The 22,119-nt window shown below is 65.3% G+C and carries 20 protein-coding genes; 9 read left to right on the plus strand and 11 right to left on the minus strand.

Annotation, left to right across the window (positions count from 1 at the left end; all coding sequences use genetic code 11):
- Nucleotides 1–3,660, plus strand: coding sequence for a DNA polymerase II large subunit (locus HYG81_RS29705; RefSeq protein WP_180839711.1), 3,660 nt, complete (start codon nucleotides 1–3; stop codon nucleotides 3,658–3,660).
- Between the two features lie 251 nt (nucleotides 3,661–3,911).
- Here the strand turns inward: HYG81_RS29705 and HYG81_RS29710 are convergent, their stop codons facing one another.
- Nucleotides 3,912–4,823, minus strand: a complete 912-nt coding sequence (locus HYG81_RS29710; protein ID WP_180839712.1) for an alpha/beta fold hydrolase — start codon at nucleotides 4,821–4,823, stop codon at nucleotides 3,912–3,914.
- A 414-nt stretch (nucleotides 4,824–5,237) separates the two neighbouring features.
- Between HYG81_RS29710 and HYG81_RS29715 the strand changes: the two genes are divergently transcribed.
- From HYG81_RS29715 to HYG81_RS29725, 3 genes are all read left to right on the plus strand, one after another.
- On the plus strand, nucleotides 5,238–5,576 hold the full coding sequence (locus HYG81_RS29715; RefSeq protein WP_180839713.1) for a DUF7130 family rubredoxin-like protein: 339 nt from the start codon (nucleotides 5,238–5,240) through the stop codon (nucleotides 5,574–5,576).
- Between the two features lie 105 nt (nucleotides 5,577–5,681).
- Nucleotides 5,682–5,975 (plus strand): DUF7130 family rubredoxin-like protein, encoded by a 294-nt coding sequence (locus HYG81_RS29720; protein ID WP_180839714.1) that lies wholly within the window; start codon nucleotides 5,682–5,684, stop codon nucleotides 5,973–5,975.
- Nucleotides 5,976–6,053: 78 nt separating this feature from the next.
- Nucleotides 6,054–6,962 carry a ketopantoate reductase family protein gene (locus tag HYG81_RS29725; protein ID WP_180839715.1) on the plus strand — a complete coding sequence of 303 codons (909 nt, stop codon included), beginning with the start codon at nucleotides 6,054–6,056 and terminating at the stop codon, nucleotides 6,960–6,962.
- 114 nt (nucleotides 6,963–7,076) lie between these two features.
- Here the strand turns inward: HYG81_RS29725 and HYG81_RS29730 are convergent, their stop codons facing one another.
- On the minus strand, nucleotides 7,077–7,445 hold the full coding sequence (locus HYG81_RS29730) for a NifU family protein (protein ID WP_180839716.1): 369 nt from the start codon (nucleotides 7,443–7,445) through the stop codon (nucleotides 7,077–7,079).
- 80 nt (nucleotides 7,446–7,525) lie between these two features.
- Nucleotides 7,526–7,843, minus strand: coding sequence for a DUF5783 family protein (locus HYG81_RS29735; RefSeq protein ID WP_180839717.1), 318 nt, complete (start codon nucleotides 7,841–7,843; stop codon nucleotides 7,526–7,528).
- Nucleotides 7,844–8,110: 267 nt separating this feature from the next.
- On the opposite strand from HYG81_RS29735, the gene HYG81_RS29740 reads away from it, so the two are divergent.
- Nucleotides 8,111–8,503 carry a hypothetical protein gene (locus HYG81_RS29740; RefSeq protein ID WP_180839718.1) on the plus strand — a complete coding sequence of 131 codons (393 nt, stop codon included), beginning with the start codon at nucleotides 8,111–8,113 and terminating at the stop codon, nucleotides 8,501–8,503.
- A 27-nt stretch (nucleotides 8,504–8,530) separates the two neighbouring features.
- Here the strand turns inward: HYG81_RS29740 and HYG81_RS29745 are convergent, their stop codons facing one another.
- Complete coding sequence (locus tag HYG81_RS29745) at nucleotides 8,531–9,340, minus strand: DUF7260 family protein (RefSeq protein WP_180839719.1); 810 nt, start codon at nucleotides 9,338–9,340, stop codon at nucleotides 8,531–8,533.
- A complete protein-coding gene (locus HYG81_RS29750) occupies nucleotides 9,337–10,269 on the minus strand; it encodes a DUF7551 domain-containing protein (RefSeq protein ID WP_180839720.1) in 933 nt (310 codons plus the stop codon). Before HYG81_RS29750 ends, HYG81_RS29745 begins: the two co-directional genes overlap by 4 nt.
- 1,190 nt (nucleotides 10,270–11,459) lie before the next feature.
- Here HYG81_RS29750 and HYG81_RS29755 point away from each other — a divergent pair.
- Nucleotides 11,460–12,215, plus strand: a complete 756-nt coding sequence (locus HYG81_RS29755) for a PHP-associated domain-containing protein (RefSeq protein ID WP_180839721.1) — start codon at nucleotides 11,460–11,462, stop codon at nucleotides 12,213–12,215.
- Nucleotides 12,216–12,654: 439 nt separating this feature from the next.
- Here HYG81_RS29755 and recJ read toward each other — a convergent pair whose 3' ends face one another.
- The 5 genes from recJ to hemC form a co-directional block, all read right to left on the minus strand.
- Nucleotides 12,655–14,259: a RecJ family nuclease gene (gene recJ / locus HYG81_RS29760; protein ID WP_180839722.1), complete on the minus strand. Its 1,605-nt coding sequence runs from the start codon at nucleotides 14,257–14,259 to the stop codon at nucleotides 12,655–12,657.
- A gap of 72 nt (nucleotides 14,260–14,331) precedes the next feature.
- The gene (locus tag HYG81_RS29765; protein WP_180839723.1) at nucleotides 14,332–15,438 is read right to left on the minus strand and encodes a CapA family protein; all 1,107 of its coding nucleotides are present in this window, start codon (nucleotides 15,436–15,438) and stop codon (nucleotides 14,332–14,334) included.
- A gap of 242 nt (nucleotides 15,439–15,680) precedes the next feature.
- Nucleotides 15,681–16,424, minus strand: a complete 744-nt coding sequence (locus tag HYG81_RS29770) for a uroporphyrinogen-III synthase (RefSeq protein ID WP_180839724.1) — start codon at nucleotides 16,422–16,424, stop codon at nucleotides 15,681–15,683.
- A 4-nt stretch (nucleotides 16,425–16,428) separates the two neighbouring features.
- Complete coding sequence (gene cobA / locus HYG81_RS29775) at nucleotides 16,429–17,241, minus strand: uroporphyrinogen-III C-methyltransferase (RefSeq protein WP_180839725.1); 813 nt, start codon at nucleotides 17,239–17,241, stop codon at nucleotides 16,429–16,431.
- Between the two features lie 14 nt (nucleotides 17,242–17,255).
- Nucleotides 17,256–18,395: a hydroxymethylbilane synthase gene (hemC, locus tag HYG81_RS29780; protein ID WP_180839726.1), complete on the minus strand. Its 1,140-nt coding sequence runs from the start codon at nucleotides 18,393–18,395 to the stop codon at nucleotides 17,256–17,258.
- Between the two features lie 219 nt (nucleotides 18,396–18,614).
- Here hemC and HYG81_RS29785 point away from each other — a divergent pair, with 219 nt between their 5' ends.
- The 3 genes from HYG81_RS29785 (at nucleotide 18,615) to HYG81_RS29795 (ending at nucleotide 20,628) form a co-directional block, all read left to right on the plus strand.
- Nucleotides 18,615–18,980, plus strand: a complete 366-nt coding sequence (locus tag HYG81_RS29785) for a group I truncated hemoglobin (protein WP_180839727.1) — start codon at nucleotides 18,615–18,617, stop codon at nucleotides 18,978–18,980.
- A 194-nt stretch (nucleotides 18,981–19,174) separates the two neighbouring features.
- Nucleotides 19,175–19,342, plus strand: coding sequence for a hypothetical protein (locus HYG81_RS29790; protein ID WP_180843067.1), 168 nt, complete (start codon nucleotides 19,175–19,177; stop codon nucleotides 19,340–19,342).
- Between the two features lie 101 nt (nucleotides 19,343–19,443).
- Nucleotides 19,444–20,628, plus strand: a complete 1,185-nt coding sequence (locus HYG81_RS29795) for an ATP-binding protein (protein ID WP_180839728.1) — start codon at nucleotides 19,444–19,446, stop codon at nucleotides 20,626–20,628.
- A gap of 5 nt (nucleotides 20,629–20,633) precedes the next feature.
- On the opposite strand, the gene hemL is transcribed toward HYG81_RS29795, so the two are convergent.
- A complete protein-coding gene (gene hemL, locus HYG81_RS29800) occupies nucleotides 20,634–21,980 on the minus strand; it encodes a glutamate-1-semialdehyde 2,1-aminomutase (RefSeq protein WP_180839729.1) in 1,347 nt (448 codons plus the stop codon).
- Nucleotides 21,981–22,119 lie beyond the last annotated feature (139 nt).

The following is a 22,119-nucleotide window of genomic DNA, read 5'->3' on the forward strand; positions in this document are numbered from 1 at the left end:
ATGCGTACAGAAGACGAACAGTACTTCCAGGGGCTCGAGGACCAGCTCGAGGACGCCCTCGCCGTCGCCGAGCGGGCCAAGAAACGGGGCGGCGATCCGAAACCCGAAGTCGAGATCCCGGTCGCCAAGGACATGGCCGACCGCGTCGAGAACATTCTCGGCATCGACGGCGTCGCCGAGCGGGTCCGCGAACTCGAGGGGCAGATGAGCAGGGAGGAGGCCGCCCTCGAACTCGCCGAAGACTTCGCCGAGGGACGCGTCGGCGACTACGAGACGAACGCCGGCAAGATCGAGGGGGCGGTCCGCACCGCGGTCGCGCTCCTGACGGAGGGCGTCGTCGCCGCGCCCATCGAGGGGATCGACAGGGTCGAAATCCTCCAGAACGACGACGGGACGGAGTTCGTCAACGTCTACTACGCCGGCCCGATTCGGTCCGCGGGCGGGACGGCGCAGGCCCTCTCGGTGCTCGTCGCCGACTACACGCGCGCACTCGTGGGTATCGAACAGTACGACGCCCGTCAGGAAGAGGTCGAACGCTACGCCGAGGAGCTCGGGCTCTACGACAAGGAGACGGGACTGCAGTACTCCCCGAAAGACTCGGAGGCAAAATTCATCGCGAAGAACCTCCCGATCATGCTCGACGGGGAGGCCACCGGGGACGAGGAGGTCTCGGGCTTTCGCGACCTCGAGCGGGTCGACACCAACAGCGCCCGCGGCGGGATGTGTCTCGTCCTCGCCGAGGGGATCGCGCTGAAAGCACCGAAGATCCAGCGCTACACCCGCAACCTCGACGAGGTCGACTGGCCGTGGCTGCAGGACCTCATCGACGGCAACTACTACGACGACGGCGAGGACGCGGACGCCGCGGACGACGAGTCCGGCGGCGAGGACGACGAGGGCGACGAGGAGTCGTCCGAAACCGACGCGAACGACCCGGGCGACGGCGGCGACGCTCCCGGCGACGACTCCGAGGGGCCGCCGCGCGTCGAGACCTCCGAGAAGTTTCTCCGGGACCTGATCGCCGGTCGGCCCGTCTTCTCCCATCCGTGTGCGAAGGGTGGCTTTCGGCTGCGCTACGGCCGGGCGCGCAACCACGGCTTCGCGACCGCCGGCGTCCACCCCGCCGCGATGCACCTCGTCGACGACTTCCTCGCGACAGGTACCCAGATCAAGACCGAACGCCCCGGAAAGGCCGCCGGTGTCGTCCCCGTTGACTCCCTCGAGGGGCCGACGGTCAAACTCGCCAACGGCGACGTTCGGCGGATCGACGATCCCGAGGACGCCCTCGAGATCCGAAACGGCGTCGAGGCGATCCTCGATCTCGGCGAGTACCTGGTCAACTACGGCGAGTTCGTCGAGAACAACCACCCGCTCGCCCCGGCCTCCTACACCTACGAGTGGTGGATCCAGGACGTCGAGGCCGCGGGCGTCGACATCCAGGCCCTCGAGGACGACCCTCGTATCGACCTCGAGTTCCCCGACCCCGGCGAAGCGCTGGAGTGGGCCGTCGAGTACGACGCGCCGCTCCATCCCGAGTACACCTTCCTCTGGCACGACATCTCCGTCGACGCCTTCTGTACGCTCGCCGAAGCCGTCGCGGACGGACGGATCGAGGGCGACGGTGACGGTGACGACAGCGTGCTCGTCCTCGAGTACATGGAGCCCGTCCGCGAGGCCCTCGAGACGATCGTCATCGAGCACCGCCAGCGGCCGGACGAGGACCGCCTCGAGATCGACGGCTGGCGGCCGTTCGTCCGGACGCTGGGCTGTGAGCCGCGACGGGCGGTCGCCGACGGCTCCGCGCTCGAGTCCGAATCCGGGAACGAAGCGCAGGAGCCGACCGTCGAACTCGAGCGCACCTGGTCGCCCGAGGACCTCTCGGAGCGAGCGCGAACGTGGGGCCACGAGACCGAGGGCGACAACGCCATCGAGGCGGTCAACGAAGTCGCTCCCTTCCGGGTTCGCGAGCGGGCCCCGACCCGGGTCGGCAATCGGATGGGGCGGCCGGAGAAATCGGAACGCCGCGACCTGAGTCCGCCCGTTCACACGCTGTTCCCGATCAGCGAGGCCGGCGGCGCACAGCGCAACGTCGCCGACGCCGCCAAACACGCCGAGACGATGTCGGACACGCCCGGGGTCGTCGACGTCCAGATCGGTCGCCAGCGCTGTGAGTCCTGTGGGACGGAGACGTTCAAGAACCGCTGTCCGGACTGCAACGCCCGCACGACGCCGGACTACCGCTGTTACGACTGCGACGTGCAGGTCGACCCCGACGAGGCCGGCCGCGTCGAGTGTCCCCGCTGCGAGCGGCAGGCGACCTGCGTGGACACCCGTGAGATCGACATCCACGAGGAGTACCGCGACGCCCTCGAGGAGGTCGGCGAACGCGAGAACGCCTTCGAGATCCTCAAAGGCGTCAAGGGCCTCTCCTCGCAGACCAAGGTCCCCGAACCGATCGAGAAGGGGATCCTGCGCGCGAAACACGATGTCTCCACGTTCAAGGACGGCACCGTCCGCTACGACATGACCGATCTGCCGGTCACGTCCGTCCGCGCGAGCGAACTCGACGTCGACGTCGGCCAGCTGCAGGCGCTGGGCTACGAGGAGGACATCCACGGTGAACCGCTCACCCACGAGGACCAGCTGGTCGAACTCCGCGTCCAGGACATCGTCCTCTCTAACGGCGCGGCCGAGCACATGCTCCAGATCGCGGACTTCATCGACGACCTGCTCGAGCAGTACTACGGCCTCGAGCCCTACTACGAGTTCGAGGACCGCCAGGAGCTCGTGGGGGAGCTCGTCTTCGGGATGGCACCCCACACTTCCGCGGCAACTGTCGGGAGGGTGATCGGGTTCACGAGCGCTGCCGTGGGATACGCCCATCCGTACTTTCACGCCGCGAAACGCCGGAACTGCGACGGTGACGAAGACTGCGTAATGTTGCTACTTGACGGACTACTTAACTTTAGCAAGTCCTTCCTCCCCGACCAGCGCGGCGGGAAGATGGACGCGCCCCTCGTCATGTCCTCGAGAATCGATCCCTCCGAGATCGACGACGAGGCCCACAACATGGACGTCGTCAGGCAGTACCCCCGAGAGTTCTACCTCGCCACCCTCGAGCAGGCAGATCCGGAGGCGGTCGACGTCGAGATCGCCGAGGACACGCTGGGCACCGACACGGAGTACACCGGTTTCGACCACACCCACGACACCACCAACATCGCGATGGGGCCGGACCTCTCGGCGTACAAGACGCTGGGCTCGATGATGGACAAGATGGATGCCCAGCTCGAGCTCTCGCGAAAGCTCGCGGCCGTCGACGAGACGGACGTCGCCGAGCGGGTCATCGAGTACCACTTCCTGCCGGACCTCATCGGGAACCTCCGGGCCTTCTCCCGGCAGGAAACCCGCTGCCTCGACTGCGGCGAGAAGTTCCGCCGGATGCCCCTGACCGGCGACTGCCGGGAGTGTGGCGGCCGCGTCAACCTCACCGTCCACAAGGGCTCCGTGAACAAGTACATGCAAACGGCCATCCAGGTCGCTGACGAGTACGACTGCCGCCCCTACACGAAACAGCGGTTAGAGGTCCTCGAGAAGGCGCTCGAAAGCGTCTTCGAGAATGATAAGAATAAGCAGAGCGGGATCGAGGATTTCATGTAGCCGACCTTTTGCTCTGCGCTCCCTCACTCCGTTCGGTCGCTCGGCAAAAGGTCGATCAAAAGCACTCCTCCCTCCTCTCCACTCACTTCGTTCGTTCCGAGTCGGTCGTCGGCCCGCTCGCTCACCCTTCGGGTTCGCTCGCGGTCGGTGTTTGGGCAACGGCCTGCCCTTCCCCGGGTCGTACGGCTCTCGCGTTGCTCGAGCCGTACTCCCGGCCAGATGACTAACAACGGAGAACGAACGAGACGGCCCTAATCGCTGCTGACTCGAGTGACGCCGGGCATCCTCGCCTTGGTGTACTTCGGGGTCGGGACACGCTGTGGGTCCGGCAGCCAGTCCCGAAGGCTCTCGTTGAACTGATCGGGGCGCTCTCGAGGCGTCCAGTGACCGCAGTCCTCGATCACGTCAAGTTCCGCGTTCGGGATCAGCTCCGCTGCTCGCTCCGACCACTCGAGGGGGACCAGCGGGTCATCCTCGCCGTGGACGAGTAGGGCCGGCACCGTCAGTGACTCGAGATCGTCGACGAAGTTCGTCGCGACGCGGCCGCTGAAAGAGAGCTCGTTGTCCTGGAACGCCGAAAACGCCCGTATCGAGCCCGGTTCCATCAGTTTCTGTCTGACGTCGTCGACGAACTGTTCGGGCAACGTGCCGGCGTCCGCGACGAGCGAATCGAGAACCGTGCGAACGCTCCGCGTGGTCGTACTGGCGGCGATTTTCCCGAACTCGGTCATCCCGGGAATCTGCGAGAGGAACTTCCACTGGAGCGCGTTGGGCAACCGGGCTCCGAGCCCGTAGCTGTCGACGAGCGCGAGGCGCTCGACGCGGTCGGGGTTCGCGAGCGCGTAGCCGAGTGCGACGCCGCCGCCCATCGAGATGCCGGCGAGCGAAACGCGCTCGAAGGGCAGCGTCTCGAGGAAGCCCTCGAGGATGTCGACGTACGTTTCGACGGTGTGTTCGATGTCCCCGGAACTGTTCCCGTACTCCGGCCAGTCGAGCGCGTAGACGCGGTAGTCGTCCGCGAGGGCGTCGATCGCGTGTCGCCACGAGACGGTCGCGTCGTCGATACCCGCCCCGTGGCAGAGGACGATCGGCGGGCCGCTCGTCCCCGCCCGTCGATAGGCGATCCGACAGTCACCGATCGTCGCGACGCCGGTCCCGCTCATGATCGAATCACGTCGTCAGTGCAACGGCCCGCATCCGTATGAGCAATCGGATCGCGACTGCGGGCCCTTTTTGCCCACGGCAGTACCGAATCCGACGCTACCGCCTGTCCAGCGCCTCCGTTGGCCGCTCTCGTCCTCTCGTCCGGTGTCTGTCCTCGTCGATGTGACTCGAGATCACGTGAACCGCCCCGAATGACATCGCCCCCCGGCTCAGATATGAGATAAGCTATCATATCACGTGTCTCTGTTCGGGGGGTGTATATTGGTTTCTATTACCATGTTACAACCTCACATAAGAGCGTCTCGTAGCTGATTGCGATCACGCTTCCCGGCGGCACCCCTCTAACGCCCTCGAGCGGGCACTTGCACAATGCGCGCTGTGACTTTATCGCCGTCGCGAGTGTGAATTCAGCCATGGTCGAAACTGGTGAGACACCGTCGAAGGAGGGCGAGGACGAGGCCGTCGAGGAGGTACGGAAGCTCAACTTCGGACAGACGGTCTACGACGAGGACGGCAACGAAATCGGCCGTATTCGGGGCTTCGAGCAGAGCGGCTTCTTCGTCACGACCCGCGAAGGTGCCGAGGCGATGAGCGTCGAGCACGCCCGTTCGGGCCACGAATTCGGCGAGGCACACCTGATGTGGCGCTGTATGGAGTGCGGTGAGATGGGCGAGATCGACGAAGGCCTCCCCGATGAGTGTCCGAACTGTGGCACCGAACGCGAGGACCTGATGTACTGGACCGAGGACTGAATCGTCGGTAGCGTCGGTCGGACGATCGTCGCGGACCTGGCCAATTCTATATAGCATGTAGGGATTTATCACCGCCCACAGCGTAGGTTCGTGCGGGTAGTTCGCATGGCAAAAGAACGACCACGACTGGGGTTCGGAACGACGGTCTACACCGAGGACGGGACGGAGATCGGCCGAGTTCGCGGGGTCGACGAGAACGGGGTCTACATTACGCTTCGAGAGGGGATCGAGGGACTGAGCGTCGAACACGTCCGCTCGGGCCAGAAGTTCGGCGAAGCCGAGCTCATGTGGCGCTGCTGGGAGTGTGGCGAACTGGGGCGGCTCGATCGCGACGTGCCTAACGAGTGCCCGAACTGCGGGGCCGACCGCGAGGACCTGTACTACTGGACGGAGGACTAAGCGCGGCTTCCGGAACCGCGAGCCGAGACCGACCATCGGACGATAACCGTTTTCACCCCGCTCGTTCCACCTCGAGTCATGGAAATCGTCGTCTTCGGGGCCGGTAGCCTCGGCAGTCTCATCGGCGGGCTGCTCGCACGCGAACACGACGTGACCCTCGTCGCCCGCGAGGCTCACGTCTGCGCCGTCCGCGAGTCGGGACTGCGTCTCGAGGGTGCGATCGACGGCGGTCCCTCCCGCATCTTCCCCGCTGCGACGACCGACGGAACCGGCCCCGAGGCCGACCTCGTCGTCGTGACTGTCAAATCTTTCGACACCCGTTCGGCCGCCGAAACGCTCGCAACGGGCTCCGTCGACGCGATACTCTCACTGCAAAACGGCATGGGGAACGAGGCGACGCTCGCGGCGCGACTCGAGGTCCCGGTGCTCGCCGGGACGGCGACCTACGGAGCAATCCTGCAGGAACCGGGCGTCGTCGAGTGTACGGGTCGCGGTGAGGTGGTTCTGGGCGCTCGAGCGGGCGGGCCCTCGCCTCTCGCGGACCGGATCGGCGAGGCCTTCGTCGCGGCCGGCCTCGAGGCGACCGTTGCCAAAGACATGCCCCGCCGGCTGTGGGAGAAACTCGCGGTTAACGCCGGTATTAACCCAGTAACTGCCCTGACCGGGACGGAAAACGGGGCCGTGCTCGAGGAGCCGGCTACCGACCTCGCGCGCACAGCCACACGCGAGACGGCACGCGTCGCTCGCGCCTGCGACGTCTCGCTCTCGAACCGCGAGGCGCTGGCCGCGATGGTGGACGTCGCCGAGGCGACGGCCGCGAACACGTCCTCGATGCGCCAGGACGTCCTGGCCGAGCGGTACACCGAAATCGATGCCATCAACGGCTACGTCGTCGACCGCGCTGGCGAGGCCGGACTTGAGGCGCCGACGAACCGGTTGCTCACGTCGCTGATCCGAACGTGGGAACGCGGGCGTGGTCTCCGGTGAGTCGTCGTCGACAGTGGTGTGAGCGTCTACCGACCGCGGCCTTCGAGACCAGTGCCGCAGCTCTCACGTCGAAAATAGCAAAAAGTATCCTTCGAATCCGCGCGAAACGACGGCTCAGAACGGCGCTTCCGGTCCTTCGTCGATGTCGCCGCCGTCGTCGTCGACGGTTTCGCCGGGGAAGGACGGACTCGCGCCGCCCATTTCCGCTTCGCCGCCCTCCATGCCACCGGTGGAGGCGTTAACCTTCTCGATCTCGGGAATCTCCTTGACCATTCGGCTCTTGATCGCCTGAATCGTCATCGGCGAGATCCCACAGCCGCTGCAGGCGCCACCGAGGGCGATGCTGACTTCGCCGCTCTCGCGATCGATGTCCTGAATCGCTGCGCTGCCGCCGTGCATCTGAATCTGCGGGAAGTTCCGGCGCAGGAAGTTCGTCACGCGGTCCTCGAGGTCGTCCCCGTCGTTCTGGGTCTCGGTGCTCATGGAATTCCCTTGGGTATCAGCCCCCCTAAACCTTCCGTCCTTCATGTTCGGCTGCTGGCATCGACGACGGCTCTCTCCGCTCAGGCGAACCCGAAGACGCGCTGCAGTTCGGTTTCGATTTCCTCGATGTGTTCCTCGAGTACGGTTTCGAAGCGCTCCTCCTCGACGAGCACGCCGTCGAGTCGCCCGTGGGGATCGTCGGGGAGTTCGATACGGAACTCGCCGTCGCCTTCGTAGAACGGTTCGCTCTCGTTCAACACCTGCTGGTCGATCGCGTGGACGAGTTGGGAGTCGTAGCGGTCGTTCATCCGGTTGAACGCGTTCTTGTACGCCTGCTGGAGTTCGGGGAAGTAGTTGGCGTACTTGTCCTCGAACTTCTCGGGATCGAAGTCGGCCATACCCGAACTGAGGGCGAGCGGTGACAAAAGTCGGACGATCGTCCCCGTCGAGGCCGATCCGTCAGTGCTGGGGGAACGCCCCTCTCTCACTGTCCGCTGGGCTCTCGAGTAGCGGGCCGTCTTGAGGGCCGATTCGGACTGCGATCGGTCCGCTGGAACCCGGTAATTGGTTCGTGTACCAGGTCACTGACACTGTAGGGGTACCCTATATAGGAGCAAGCGCTCGCAGGCGGAACGGACACCCCCGTTCTCGGCGACTCCGAGAACATGATCACTGACCAGGACCCCATTCCTCCCGAGGCGTTGCCACCGAGGTGGGGACTGGCGGAGCTCTGCGACGATCAGTTCGTCTACCGACACAGACGACCACCGATCGAACTGATCGCGGACTGCACCCTCGCCGATCGATCCCATCCGGGACTCGGCCTCTGTCGGTGCTGGGAGCTTCGCTACCGGTACTTCCTCACGGATCGCACGATTTGCCGATCGATCGGCCGCGTCTCGACCCGCCGAGCCGCCGTCGATGGCCTGCTCGAGTGCATGCAGCGAATCCACGAGACCGTCGCGGCGGCCGACGACCCGGTCGCGGTGGGAGAGGTGCTCGAGAACGTCTCTCTCGGCGACCTCATCCCGGACGGACTCTCCCGACCGTCAACGTAGTCGCGCTCGCACTACCGTCTGGAACGTCTAGACGCGTCGCGTCAGCTGCGAGCGAACCGTACGTTGACAGCCACCACAGACGCCGTACAGTCGTGTTGCTGTCGACAGTAACGGATATCGAACCGGACGGTTCGAGTAAATCGATTCGACCACGGATCGGTATCTGGCTCCGCCCGGTCCGTACCGGTTCGTCGACTCGGTAAACTGCGCTTGCCGCCGTTCGATGCTCGTCTCGAGTCGGTCTCGGTACGCCTCGAGTCGCTCGTGTTTCGCCTGCAACGCGTCGAAATCACACTGCAGTAGTGACTCGTCGGCCGTCGCCTGCAGCCAGTCGACGATCTCGTCGATCTCCTCGATCGCCGTCTCGAACGTGGACCGCTCGCGTCGGAGGAGTTCCTGGAGCCATTCGACTTCGCGTCGTCTGGTCGAGACCGCCTCGAGGACGGCGGATTTGAGCGCCGGCGTCCAGCCGACGTTCGTCGCGAGTGCCACGGCGATGTCCTCGGTTAACTCCGCTGCGATCGTCTCGACGAGCGATTCGTCGGTTTCGCGGTCGGCGATACTGTGGGGCCGGACCGTCTCGGCGAACGCCTCGCGGACGGTGACACAGCGACCCGTTGGCGTCGCTGGCGTCGTTTCCTGCACCTGATTCACCGTCGCCACCGTCGTCGCCGTAGCCGTGGTCGTCTGCTGAGGGCGGGCCAATCCGGGCCGTACCGCCGAGATCGTCCGAACGCGCCGTTCGAACGTTTCGAACGCCGTCCCTCGGTCCGCGACTGCAACCCGTTCCTCGTCGACGTACTCGAGTGCTCGGTGGACGGCCGTCGATCCCGTCACGGACGTTCCCCCGGGGTGCAGACGAGTCCGCCCGTCGTCCCCTCGTCGCTCGTTACGACGAACTGCCAGTCGCCGTCACCGAGCGCGGTAACGTCCGTGACGCCGAGCGCGGCGGTCGGGGATGCCGTCCGACGCAGGATGTCTATCCCGATCGGGAGCGTCGGAAACCGCCGCTCGCCGCACTCGATGGCGTACCCTCGCAAGGAGACGGTCCAGACGTTCCCGCCGGTCGCGTCGGCCGAATCGCGCGTGACGCCGTACGCCCGCATCAGGGACAGCGAATCCAGGAAGTCGAGGCTCGTCGCAACCGGATCGTCAGCCGGGTCGACCGGCGATAGTTTCACCGCTGCCGCCCGGAGCAACCGCGTTCGTTCGGCGGCGTCGAGGTGACACTCGAGTTCCGACGCCATCGCCTCGAGCAACACCAGACAGAGCGTGTTCCGGTCGGTCGTCGCCTCGGCCGCGGCCAGATACGTCTCCATGATCGCGCGTTCGGCGGCGTCGTGATCGCGGGCCGAGAGCGTCTCGAAGACGGCTCCGGAGACGTCGTGACAGAAACTGATTAGCGGCGTGTCGTCGCTGTCCAATCGCGCTCGAGCGGATGGTGCCTCTCCTCCAGTTCCTGCAGCCAATCGATCCGAATCGCGATGACGTCTGTTTCCACGAGGAGCTGCGTTCGCATCCACCGCTGGACCCTGACAGACGATCGGATCGTAACACGGGAGCTGCGGATCGTACCGTCTGAGCGCAGCGCGGTACTGTTCGGTCGCGTGCGCGGCGTCCGCCGCGTCCTGACGGGTCGCGAACCGCTGGCCGGCGACCGGGACGGGCCGTTCACCGGAGCGAGCACAGATGACGGAATACTCTCCGTCGTCGCTAGCCAGTCGCTCGATGTGGTGGCGAATCTCTCTGAGTGTCGTTCCAACCATGGGTTTCCTCCAGTCGGTTTCTGTCGTGGGTCCCGCGCTGGACCGCTCACGCGAAGGAGAGCTCCGTACTGACGGCCGATCCGCCGCTGTCGGGCTCCCGTCCGCGTCGTTGGGGTCCGTTCACCTATTATTTAGGCCAACCTAAAACATGATAAGTCCACCGAATTTTGGGCTAATCTACTCATAGTTCGATACGACTCCGTCGCCAGGTATCATTTCGTATACCACGATATGGTTTGTTATTTAAGTATCCTCTCCGATGTCTCGTAAGGGGACGATCGAGAGCATACTCTCTGCACGCCAATTCACCCTCACAACGGATTTCGAGGAGCGGATACCGCGTGGTACCTAGGTACGTACCGATTCGCGAGACTCGTTCCGAACCCGTCGAACGACTCGGTGTGTGAACGGCCTGCTTTTCGGAACGATGGAACCGGACGACTCACGATGGCACCACTCGAGCGCAGCGACTCCAGTACCGGCGTCTCGCAAAGCGGCCAGATCGACGCCATCGAACACCACGATTTCGAGGCCATCACCGAGAGACGATCGGCCCGGATACAGCCGCGAAACCCGCTGCCGGCCGCGATACCGTCGCGTCTGCTTTCGGATCGAGGGACGACCAGGACGTCGACGTTCTACACGGATCCGGCTACTTGTCTCGTAGCCGAACTGCGGCGGCAGACGTCGATCGGTTGCTCTGGGTCGCCTTGCGCGCTATCTGTGGTTGTCGAGCCTGGGCGAACGGAAACGTAGCGCGTGACCGAGGGCGAACCCGTCCCGACGAGGACGGCAAAGGCACATTTCCATGGTGAACGACGCGGTCACGTTCGTCGACGAACTCGAGAACGGCGATGCAATCCACACGCAGCTCGGAATCGGCTATCCGCTGAGTCCAGTATCGATCACTGTTGCCGAGCGCGAGACGCAATTTCGATATCGCTGTCGGAGACGGAGTAATCCAATCGTGAGTGCCTCCGACTCGGGATTCCCGCTCGTTTTCGCCGGTCTGATTGCGTCTCGCGCCTTCGACCGATGGATCCCTCGAGCGGGCGATTTCGACTCACAAACTGTATAATGATATATTGAATACCGGCCAGCCCGCTGCCGTCAGCCAGCAGCACAGCGTTTATGCTGGGCAACGAGCTATTGGTGGTAGCGACCCCGCTACCCTGCCCCTGGTACCCTCTATGACCACCCAGATTCCGTTCGCGATCGACTTTCACGTCCACTCCGACGACTCCTACGACGGACACGAACCGATTGAACTCATCCTCGAGCACGCCGCAGATATCGGACTCGACGGCGTGGTCATCACCGACCACGACGAGATCGACGAATCGCGGCGAGCCGCCGATCTCGCGCCCGACTACGGCCTGATCGGCATTCCCGGTGTCGAGGTTTCGACCCAACACGGCCACCTGCTGGCGATCGGCGTCGAGAAACGGCCCGATCCCGGCCAACCATTCATGGACACCGTCGCGCGAGTCCGCGAGCTGGGCGGAGTGGCGATCGTTCCTCATCCGTTCCAACGCAGCCGCCACGGCGTCCGGAAACGGTACATAGACGACGCCGACGCGATCGAAACCTACAACTCGATGGTCTTTACGGGCTACCGCAACCGGCGGGCCCGAACCTTCGCCAGCCGCCGGGACTATCCCCAGATCGGTTCCAGTGACGCCCACTACCTCCCCAACGTGGGCAAAGCCTTCACCGAGGTTATCGTCACACCCGACGTGGCGACCCCGACGAAAGCCGATATCGACGGCGACGAGCTCATCGACGCCATCCTCGAGGGCCGAACCCAGATCCGCGGCAAGCGAACGCCGATCCGCAAGAGCGCCGTCCAGTACGGGAAGGGTGCGGTGCGCAAGACGGCGTACATGTTCACTTCGCGCGCGCCGCTGTTGCCGACGGTGCCGGCCTCGATGGACAGATCGACCTAGTAACGGACGCGGGATAGACCGGCTGATTTCGTCGATTTCGACGCTTTTCGGAGACGGGGGCTAACTCACTAGTTCGATCGAACGGACTCCCTGAGCGTCCTGCTATCGTGGCAATAGGGAATCGCCACGCCCTCCCCAACCGATTTCTACTCACGGCGGCGGAGCCGCCGTCTGTTCACGGGCTTTCTGCCCGTTCACATGGTATGCGAGACCTCCGGTCTCGCACTATTCGTATGGTTCGCGGAACCGAAGGTTCCGCGCTAACGCTCGCTCATGCTTCCCTCGCTCATCCACCGGAAGACGCGTATGCGTCTTCCGAGCCGTTCGCTCACGATGTTCGCGAAGACCTCGCACGATTTCGTGCCGCGGTTCATTGGCATTCACCGCGGCCCAGCGCGCGCCACCGCGTGCCAACTCTTTCCTCTCGAGAAAGCGGCCGTTAGGAGAGCTGTTCGCCGACGATCTCGTCGGCGCGTTCGACGAACGTTTCCTCCTCGCCTTTCGGGACCGTCGCCCCCGCCGCGACGTCGTGGCCGCCGCCGTCGCCGCCGACGGCTCGAGAAGCCTCGCCCATCACGGCCGAGAGATCGAGCCCCTGCCGGACGAGCGAGTGGGTGCCCCGCGAGGAGACCTTGACTTCGTCGTCGTTTTTGTCTGCAAAGGCGATAATCGGCTTCGAACGGCTGATTCCCGCGTTTCCCATCGCCATTCCCGCGACGATGCCGACGATGGTCTCGCGGATTTCGTCGCTCGCGTGGAACCACTGAACGTGTTCCTCCTGGGTCGCCCCCTCGCGAGTGACGAGATCGATCCCGTTCGAGAGGTTGCGTCGATGCTCGCGCAGGAGCTGTCGGGCGCGCTCGAGTGCACCGTCCCGATCACCGAGACAGACGCCCAGCCCCACGTCGGCGCGCTCGTAGCGGGCAGTCGCATTGAGGAGCGTCGAGAACTCGCTGGCGTCCCGGAGCTCGGTGCCGACGGGCTCCTCGCTGAGGACGTAGGCCGTGCTCACGAGCTGGTCGATTTTTTTCGTGGGGACGCCGCTCGAGACGGCCCGCTGGACGAGCGCGCTGGCGACGGTCCGTTTCTCCTCGTTCGTGAGCCCGGCCCAGCGCCGCCAGTCGCCGTCGCGTTTCAACTCGAGGTCGAGGCCGTCGAGAAACCGCAACGCGCCGTTCGCGTCGTTCGAGATGCCCGGGATGTGGACGTCGGTGGCGTACTCGAGCAGTTTGGGGAGCGGCCGGGTCTGTTTGCCGTACAGTGCGAGGTCCTTGCCGGTCTCGAGGACGCCGGCCGCGACGCCTTCCGCGACGATGCCCTCGTTCGCGCCGTGGAGTTCGCCGCCGGCGGCCTGCATGTCGCCGACGGCGCCGACGACCGCGAGGGCTGCGAGATCGCAGTTGTCGGCGCGGGCGTTCGCGGCTCCCGACGCGGTGACGGTGCTGCCGTCGGAGCGCGGCTCCGACGTAGATCGCGGTCCGTCGGACCGCTCACCGCCGTCAGAGCTTAGCTCTGACGAGGTTCGCCTCGTTTGACTCGACTCACCACCGCCGGTTTGCTTCCCACCGTCGGCCGCAACCGACGGATCCGGATCGTGGTCCGAAACGTCCGCCAACGCCCGCGCGAGAACGTAACTCGCGCCGGCACCGGAGAGTTCAGAGGAGCCGTTGATCCCGAACAGCAGCGGATTGAGGTGGTACTCAGTTTCCCGGTCGGCGGGCTGGTGGTGATCCGCGATTACCGGGGTGAAGTCGCCCGCGTCCTCGTGGTCGCCGATGATATCGAGCTGGCCGCTCCCGAAGTCAGTGAACAGAACGGTGTCGTAGTCGGTCGCCGCGATGTCGGCGACCGCGTCCTCGTCGAGTTGTTTCTCGAAGACCGTCTCGAACGGGATCGCCGCCCGCTCGAGGGCTTGCGCGGCGATCGCCGCGCTGGTGAGTCCGTCGGCGTCGATGTGCGAGGCGAGCAGTACTCGGTCGGCCTCGCACAGCCGCTCGGCGCACGCTACCGCACGATCCTCGAGTTCGGGAACCGGCCCTGCCATCGAAGAATGGTGGGGCGGCTTCGCCCATAAACCCGCGGATCGTCCCGCTCGCCCGACCGGGAACGAAACGGCTTACAGCGAGACCACGAGACCGTCGCCATCCCGTTCGTACGTCGTCTCGAACGGAGCTGACCGAGCGCGCATCGTCTCCCGGAGCCAGGCCGCCTCGTCCTCGTCGGCGCGAGAGACGCCGTCGTCGATCGCGATGGGGACGAGCCGTATCTCCTCGAGACGCCCGTCCTCGAGCGTGACTTCGAAGAGATAGCTTCGGTCGTTACCCAGGTCGCCTTTGATCCCGAAATCGTCGACGAAGTTGCCGGTGTCGTGGAGGACGACCCCGTCGCCGTACTGCTCGATCGCCTGAACGACGTGGGCGCTGTGGCCGTGAACGAGGTCCACGCCCCGATCGACGAGCCAGTGGCCGAAATCGACGAGCAGTTTGCTTGGACGTTCGACCCAGTTCGGCCCCCAGTGGACCGATGCGACGAGCAGATCCGGATCGTGTGCTCGCGCGCGCTCGATTGCGTCTCCGACGACCCGCTTGGTGTCGGAATCAGTCGGATCTGGCTTGATATGGGCTATTCCGGGCCGGTCGTCGGTCGCGCTGTAGCCGACGTAGCGATCCGCAACGGAGACGACGGCGACGTCGACCGCGCCGACGGAAAACGTGGCCGGCTCGCGGGCCGCCGCCGGCGACTCACCGGCACCCGCGACGTCGATGTCCGCCGCCTCGAGCGCGTCGATCGTGTCGGTCAGCGCCACCGCTCCGTAATCCATCGCGTGATTGTTCGCCAGCGACGCGAATCGGACGTTTGCAGCGCTGAGTGCAGGCACGGCCCACTCGGGATCGCCCCGGAAGTGGTACGTTCGGCCGGGAAACGGTTCGCCGCGCGTCGACAGACAGCACTCGAGGTTACAGCAGACGCCGTCGAGGGACTCGAGCCGGGGCCGGAGATCGCCCCAGACGGACGCGGGATCGACGTCGTCTCGCCCGTAGTGCCCGTTGAGGCTCCGTCCGAGCATCGTGTCGCCGGCGAACCCGATCGTCGTTTCGGTGTGCTCGCGATCGTCGGACGAATCGAGATCATCGGGTGAGACCGGATCGGCTTCGGGTGCGGTGCAGCTGCCGACTGCCACCGTTCCCGCGGTCGCGAGGAACGCTCGGCGATGTCGACTCATCGATTCGGTGGCTGCGTGTCTGCTCTCGGCTGTAAGTCAGAGTGGTGGATTCGCCGAAGTCTCGGCGAATCCCACAACCAGTTACAGCCGAGGGTATCTGCGGCCTTTCCGGGGCCCAGGCGCGCGAACGATTGACTCCACTGAACTCGTCTCATAGATCTATTGTCAGGTAGGCTGATTAAAACAGTTGCCCTTATTGGAGCGGTTACCAGCCGTCAGTGGACACCACCGTGCGGCGGCCCTTATTCTTCACGAACCGGTGTCGCTGTGACCGTCTCGTGTGCGAGCGCGTCGAACGTCGCCTCGTTGGGGACCACGTCGACCTCGATCCCCTGCTCCTCGGCGGTTTCCGCCGTCGGTTCGCCGATGACACCCACGGTGGCGTCCGCGAGTCCCGTAACTGCCGCCTCGCGGATGCCCTTCTCCGCGGCAGCTGCGAGGAAGTGCTCGACGGTCAACGACGAGGTGAAGCAGACGGCATCGAGTTCGCCCTCGGCGGCCAGCTTAGCCGACTCGCCGCTACCGCCGGGCCGAACTAACTGATAAAGAATCGTTTCGTGGACGTACGCGCCCGCGTCCTCGAACCCCTCGAGCAACACTGGGCTGCCGTGATCGCTGCGGGCGACCTCGACGCGCGCGCCGTCGATCTCCCCCTCGAGTCTCGCAACGAGGCCGCTCGAGGTGAACTCCTCGGGAACGATATCGACCGCGTAGCCTTCCGCTCGGAGCGCGTCCGCCGTCGCGGGGCCGATCGCACAGACGGTCGCATCGCCGGGAGCCCACCCCGCTTCGGAGACGAGTTCGGCCCCGGTCTTGCTCGTGAGAATCACGTATTCGGCGTCGGTTCGCGGCGTCGCGTCGGTCGGTTCGACGGCCAGCATCGGATCCGCGACCGGCTCGGCGCCGAGCTCCGCGAGCAGGGCGACGGCTCGCTCGAGGCGATCGTCGTCGGGCCGGAAAACGGCCACTGTGGGTGCGTCACTCATCGGCTCATTCCCCACTCTGGGCCGTCTCGTCGACGGTCGCGCCGTAATCGTTTTGCAGAAAGTCGACGACCGACTCGCGGGTCCCCGCCACGTCGCCGATCACCGTCACCGCGGGCGGCGAGATGTCCGCCTCGTCGCGAGCGTCGACGATGGTCTCGAGGGTGCCCGTCGCGACCCGCTGGCCGGGCCAGGTACCCCGCTCGACGAGCGCGACCGGCGTTTCGGCGGCCATCCCGGCCTCGAGCAGCGCCGTGGTGTAGTCCGGAAGCCGGCCGACGCCCATCAGGACGACGATGGTGCCACCGGTCGCGGCTAACGCCTCCCAGTCGACCGCCGACTCCTCCTTGGTCGGGTCCTCGTGGCCCGTGACGAAGCTCACTGAGGAGGCGTGGTCGCGGTGCGTCACGGGGATGCCAGCCACCGCCGGCGCGGCGATCGCCGAGGTGACCGCGGGCACGACCTCGAAGGGCACCTCGTGGGCCGCGAGATACTCCGCCTCCTCGCCGCCGCGGCCGAAGACGAACGAGTCGCCGCCCTTGAGCCGGACGACGGACTTGCCCTCGCGGGCGAGTTCGACCAGTCGCTCGTTGATTTCGGACTGGGGTGTGCGCTCGCCGCCGGCGCGCTTGCCGACGTCTTCGCGGCGGTCCTCGGGAAGCGTCTCGATGATCTCCGGGCCGGGAAGCTTGTCGTGGAGGATGACGTCGCTCGCCTCGAGCAGGCGTTTCGCCTTGACGGTCAGCAGTTCGGGGTCGCCGGGGCCGCTGCCGACGAGGTAGACGGTGCCGGGGTCGGCGTCGATATCGGTTCCTGACATTCGATACGTCCTCGCTATTTCCCCGCGGGCTTATCTTCCTCGGAGACGCCGTCCGCGTCGCCGTCGCTCTCCTCGCGGGCCTCCTCGATCAGTTCGGCTGCACCGCGGTCCGCGAGGTCTCGCGCGAACTCGCGGGCGGCGTCGGCGTGGCTCTCGATCGGGAGGTCCCTGCTGGCGGCCACCGAGCTCTCGCCGTCGCGGTCGAAGACACTCACGGTCGCGTGGACGTACTCGCCCTGCACGACCGCGTAGATGCCGACCGGGGCGATACAGCCCCCGCCGAGTTCCGCCAGAATCGTTCGTTCGACGGTCGTCTCGACGCGGCTCCGCGGGAAATCGATCGCGCTCTGGATCTCGTGGGCCGTCTCGTCGTCCCGTGCGGTCACCGCGAGCGCTCCCTGCCCCGGCGCGGGAACGAACGTCCCCGTCGGCAGCTCCTGATAGTCGACGTAGTGGGCGAGCCCGCTGCGCTCGAGGCCCGCCTCTGCGAGGACGATCGCGTCGTACGCCGTCTCGACCTCGCGGCCGAGCGCGCCCTTCTCGAGCTCCGAGAGGTCGTCGAACCACTCGTCGGTGGTGCGGTCGTACTCGGGTTCGAAGTCGTCGTTACCGGTATTCCCCTTCCGCTCCTTGTCCGCTTCCGACCGCTCTTGATGTTCTTCCTGGAGCGCGGGCGCGAGCAGTTTCTCGAGTCGCGTGTCGACGTTCCCCCGCAGGGGCTCGACCGTGATGTCGTCGCGTTCCGAGAGGAGCTGGGCGCGCCGGCGGAGGCTCGAGGTGCCGACGGTCGCGCCCGAGGGAAGCTCCGCGAGCGTCGCCCCGTTGGGCGTGACGAGTGCGTCGCCCGGCCGTCCTCGCTCGGGAACCGCGGCGGTCACGAGTTCGTCGGGCTGTTCGGTCGGCATGTCCTTCATCGAGTGGATCGCGCCGTCGACGTCGCCCTCGAGGACGCGCTCGTCGAGTTCGCGGACGAACGCGCCGGTCTTCCCGAGTCGGTGGATCAGCTCGTCCGTGATCTGGTCTCCCGTCGTCTCCACGGTGACGAGTTCGACCTCGTACCGCCGTTCCTCTAGGGCCTCCGTCACCAGCGAGGCCTGTCGCCGGGCGAGTGTGGACCCCCTCGTCGCCAGTCGTAGCGTCCCGCGCGTTCTCATAGGAGTCAGTCGGTGCCTCGAGTTGAAAAGCGCACGCTTGTCCGATGCGAGAGCAGCGTGAGCCGTCGACACTGAGGGGCGTTGTCACGAACAGCGTTACACGGCGAGCCAGGCCGAATCCGACGCGAAACTCCGACTGTGTGGGTATCTCACGCAAGATTTTTGCGACACACGTTCGGCATGCTGTTTATATTATGCGGGGCGAATAGATCCGATCGGATGACAAAGACCCTCTACGAGCGACTCGGTGGCGAAGGCGCGATCGCGGCCGTCGTCGACGAGTTCTACGACCGCGTCATGGCTGACGAACAGGTCGCCGGCTACTTCGACGACGTCGACATGCAGAAACAGCGCGCCCATCAGGCCCAGTTCATCAGTTCGGTCACCGGCGGTCCGGTCGAGTACTCGGGCGGGGAGATGGAAACCGTCCACGCGGACATGGGCATCACCCCGTCGGAGTTTCGGGCGATCGCGACCCACCTCGACGACGCGCTCGCCGAATTCGACGCCGGCGAGGACGACCGTGAGGCGGTGCTCGAGGAGATCGCGAGCTACCAGGGCGCGATCGTCACGGCCGCGGACTGAGCCTGCCGACGGATCGGTCCGTGACGGCGAGCGATGCGCCGTTCCTTCTCCTGTCTCGATTGGGAGGTAGCGGGTGTACGACGGCTACGAGTTTTGGCCCCCTAATCGCTGTCGCGAATCCGTTCGCCCTTTTTTCCAGATCGTAGGAATTCACGGGCCGTTTGAGGGGGCTTTCGACTCGAGTTGTGGCCGTCATGCAGGTATTCAGAAAGCAACTCGCTACGTCCCTCGCGACGATTTTCGTCGTAAATCTCGTCGTCATGGGCGGCGGAGCGTGGCTGTCCTACGCGAACGAACCGGAGATTTCGGATACGATCGTCGGGCCGGACGGCGAGACGGTCGCGACGAGCGACGACGTCTGACCTGCGCTCGCCGTTTCTTTCGCCCACGTAGACCGGCGATACACGGCAGTTCGAGGGCCGTTGGCCAGAAATACTATCCGATCTGATGGGTATTAGCGGCTATGCAACGGCACGAGAACGTCGGTGGCCGTCCCGCGGACCGGCTCCCCGCGTATTTGGTCGGCTTCGGATCGGGGCTCGCGTTCGTGTTACTCGCCGAAATCGCGCTCCTCGTCGCGCTCAACTCGGCGTTCGTCGCCAGTGGCAGATTTCTGGTCGGGGTGCTTACGACGATTCCGTTTCTCGTCGGGATCACGTACGCCGGTTACTGGCTCCGTTCGTCCGCGCTCTCGCCAGCGCGGTACCCGCGTATCGGGTGGTGGTGTCTGGGCGGTCTCGGTACCTTTCTGGTCGTCAACGTCGCTCTTATGACTGTCTTCCCGACCGAATCGCTGGCTGTGATCGTCTCGTGGCTTCGATGGGCCGTGGCGTTCGGTGCCGGAACCGGCCTGCTCATCGGCTGCATCGAAGGCCGCGCGGTCGAGCGCGCGTTGACCGCCGAGCGAGCGTCCCTCCGAACGGAACACCTCGAGCAGCAGCGTGATTACCTCGACTACCTCAACGGCATCCTCCGCCACGAGGTGTTGAACACCGCGACGGTCATCGACGGCTACGCGTCGCGGGTCCTCGAGACGGAGTCAGCACTGGACGACCGCAGCCGTCGCTGGCTCGAGATCGTCATCGACGAGTCCGAGGACATGTCGACGGTGATCGACGACGTCCGCGTACTGCTGCAGACGACTGAAGGGAGCTACCGGCCCGAGCGCGTCGACGCCGCTCGAGTGCTGGCCGACGAAGTCCGAAAACTGGAGCACAAGTGGGATCCGATCGACGTGGAGACGTCGATTCCGGACCACGTCTTTGTCCGGGCCGACGACTTACTCGCCCGTATCTTCGCTAATCTCCTCTCGAACGCGATCGAACACAACGATGCCGCGACGCCACGCGTCGAGATTACGGCCGAACCGGGACCCGAAACCGTCCGGTTCGAAATCGCGGACAACGGCCCCGGAATCCCCGAATCGAAAGTCGACTCCCTCTTCGACCGCGTCGAAAGCTACGGGAGCACGCACGGACTCGGCCTCTATCTGGTCTCCCAACTGGTCGCTCGCTACGACGGGAGCGTCGAACTCACTGAAACCGGTTCGGACGGAAGCCGTTTCGCGGTCGAACTCCCGGCGGCCTCGAGCGAACGGGACGGCGAAGCGCTCGAAGAGATGCCGACGGCCGCGCTCCTACTGACGTAGGTCGGCTACAGCGCCTCCTTGTACGCCTCAAGCGTCTCCTCGACGTCTTCTTCGGTGTGGCCGTAACTGACGAACTGACATTCGAACTGGTTCTGCGAGAGGAAGACATCCTGTTCTTTCATTGTCCCCCAGAAGATGCGCCGCCAGCGTTCGGTCTCGGCGTTTTTCACGTCGCCTGCGTTCTTCGGTGAGTAGTCGTAGCGCGGACAGGTCGGATCCTGCCGACAGCCGGCCAGGCACTGCTCCTCGAGCGAGTCCGGGCCCGGCCCCTCCCGCGTGAAGATCACTTTGAACATGCTGTCGGTGCCGGTGACGGTGTAGCTGGGGGCCTGATCGGCGACGATTTCGGTCAGCCCGCGGCGCAGTCGGTCACCGAGCCCGTTGACGTGGCTGTAGACGTCGTTTTCCGCGGCGAATTTGAGGGTCTCGAGGCCGGCGGCCATCGTGACGGGGTGGCCCGAAAAGGTGCCGGCCTGGAAGACATCGCCCGTCGGCGCGAAGTGCTCGATAATTTCGGCGCGGCCGCCGATTGCGCCGACTGGGAAGCCGCCGCCGACGATCTTTCCGAAGGTGGTCAGATCGGGGGTGACGCCGAACTCGCTCTGAGCGCAGCCGAGGCCGCCGACGCGAAAGCCCGTGATGACCTCGTCGAAGATCAGCAGGGAACCGTGGTCGTCGGTGATCTCTCGGAGGGACTCGTGGTAGCCCTCTTCGGGGTAGACGATGCCGTAGTTGCCCAGAATGGGTTCGGTGAGGACGGCCGCGATGTCGTCCCCGTGTTCCTCGAACACTTCGCGGATCGCGTCCTCGTCGTTGAACGGTACCGGGAGAGTGTGGTCGGCGAAGGACTGCGGAATTCCCGCGGAGGACGGTTTCGGATCCTCGGCGTCGCCCTCGACCAGCGTCGACTCCTGTGCACCGTGGTAGCCGCCCTGCATGACAACGATCTTGTTCCGGCCGGTATATCCCCGCGCGAGTCGCACGGCGGAGGTTGTGGCCTCGGTGCCCGAGTTGACGAAGCGGATCTTCTCGACGCTGGGGACGTGGCGGACGACGAACTCCGCGAGGTCGACTTCGACCTCGGTCGGGGTGCCGTACATCGGTCCCTCGCTGGCCTTCTGCTGGATGGCGGCCTGAACGGGTTCGGGAAGATCGTGGCCCAGCAGCAGCGGGCCGAGTCCCATCACCCAGTCGATGTAGCGGTTGCCGTCGGCATCGATAACGTGGCCGCCCTCGCCCTTCCGGACGAAGAACGGATAGGGCTCGATCGCCGCGCGAACCGCGGAGTTGACGCCCCCCGGCAGCACCGACAGCGCCCGATCGTACAGCTCGCGTGAGTTGTCCTCGGTCATGGACGGGGGTTGGATTTCGGGCGGGAAAGTTGTACCGAGGTCAGTCTCCGAGCCGCCGGCCGAACCGCCGAACGTGTGCGTCTTCGGCTCGAGTCCTCACCGGGGACGGGAAACCAACCGGTTCGCGAGGCGAAGTACC

This window comes from Natrinema zhouii (assembly GCF_013456555.2).
GTDB classification, from domain to species: Archaea; Halobacteriota; Halobacteria; order Halobacteriales; family Natrialbaceae; genus Natrinema; species Natrinema zhouii.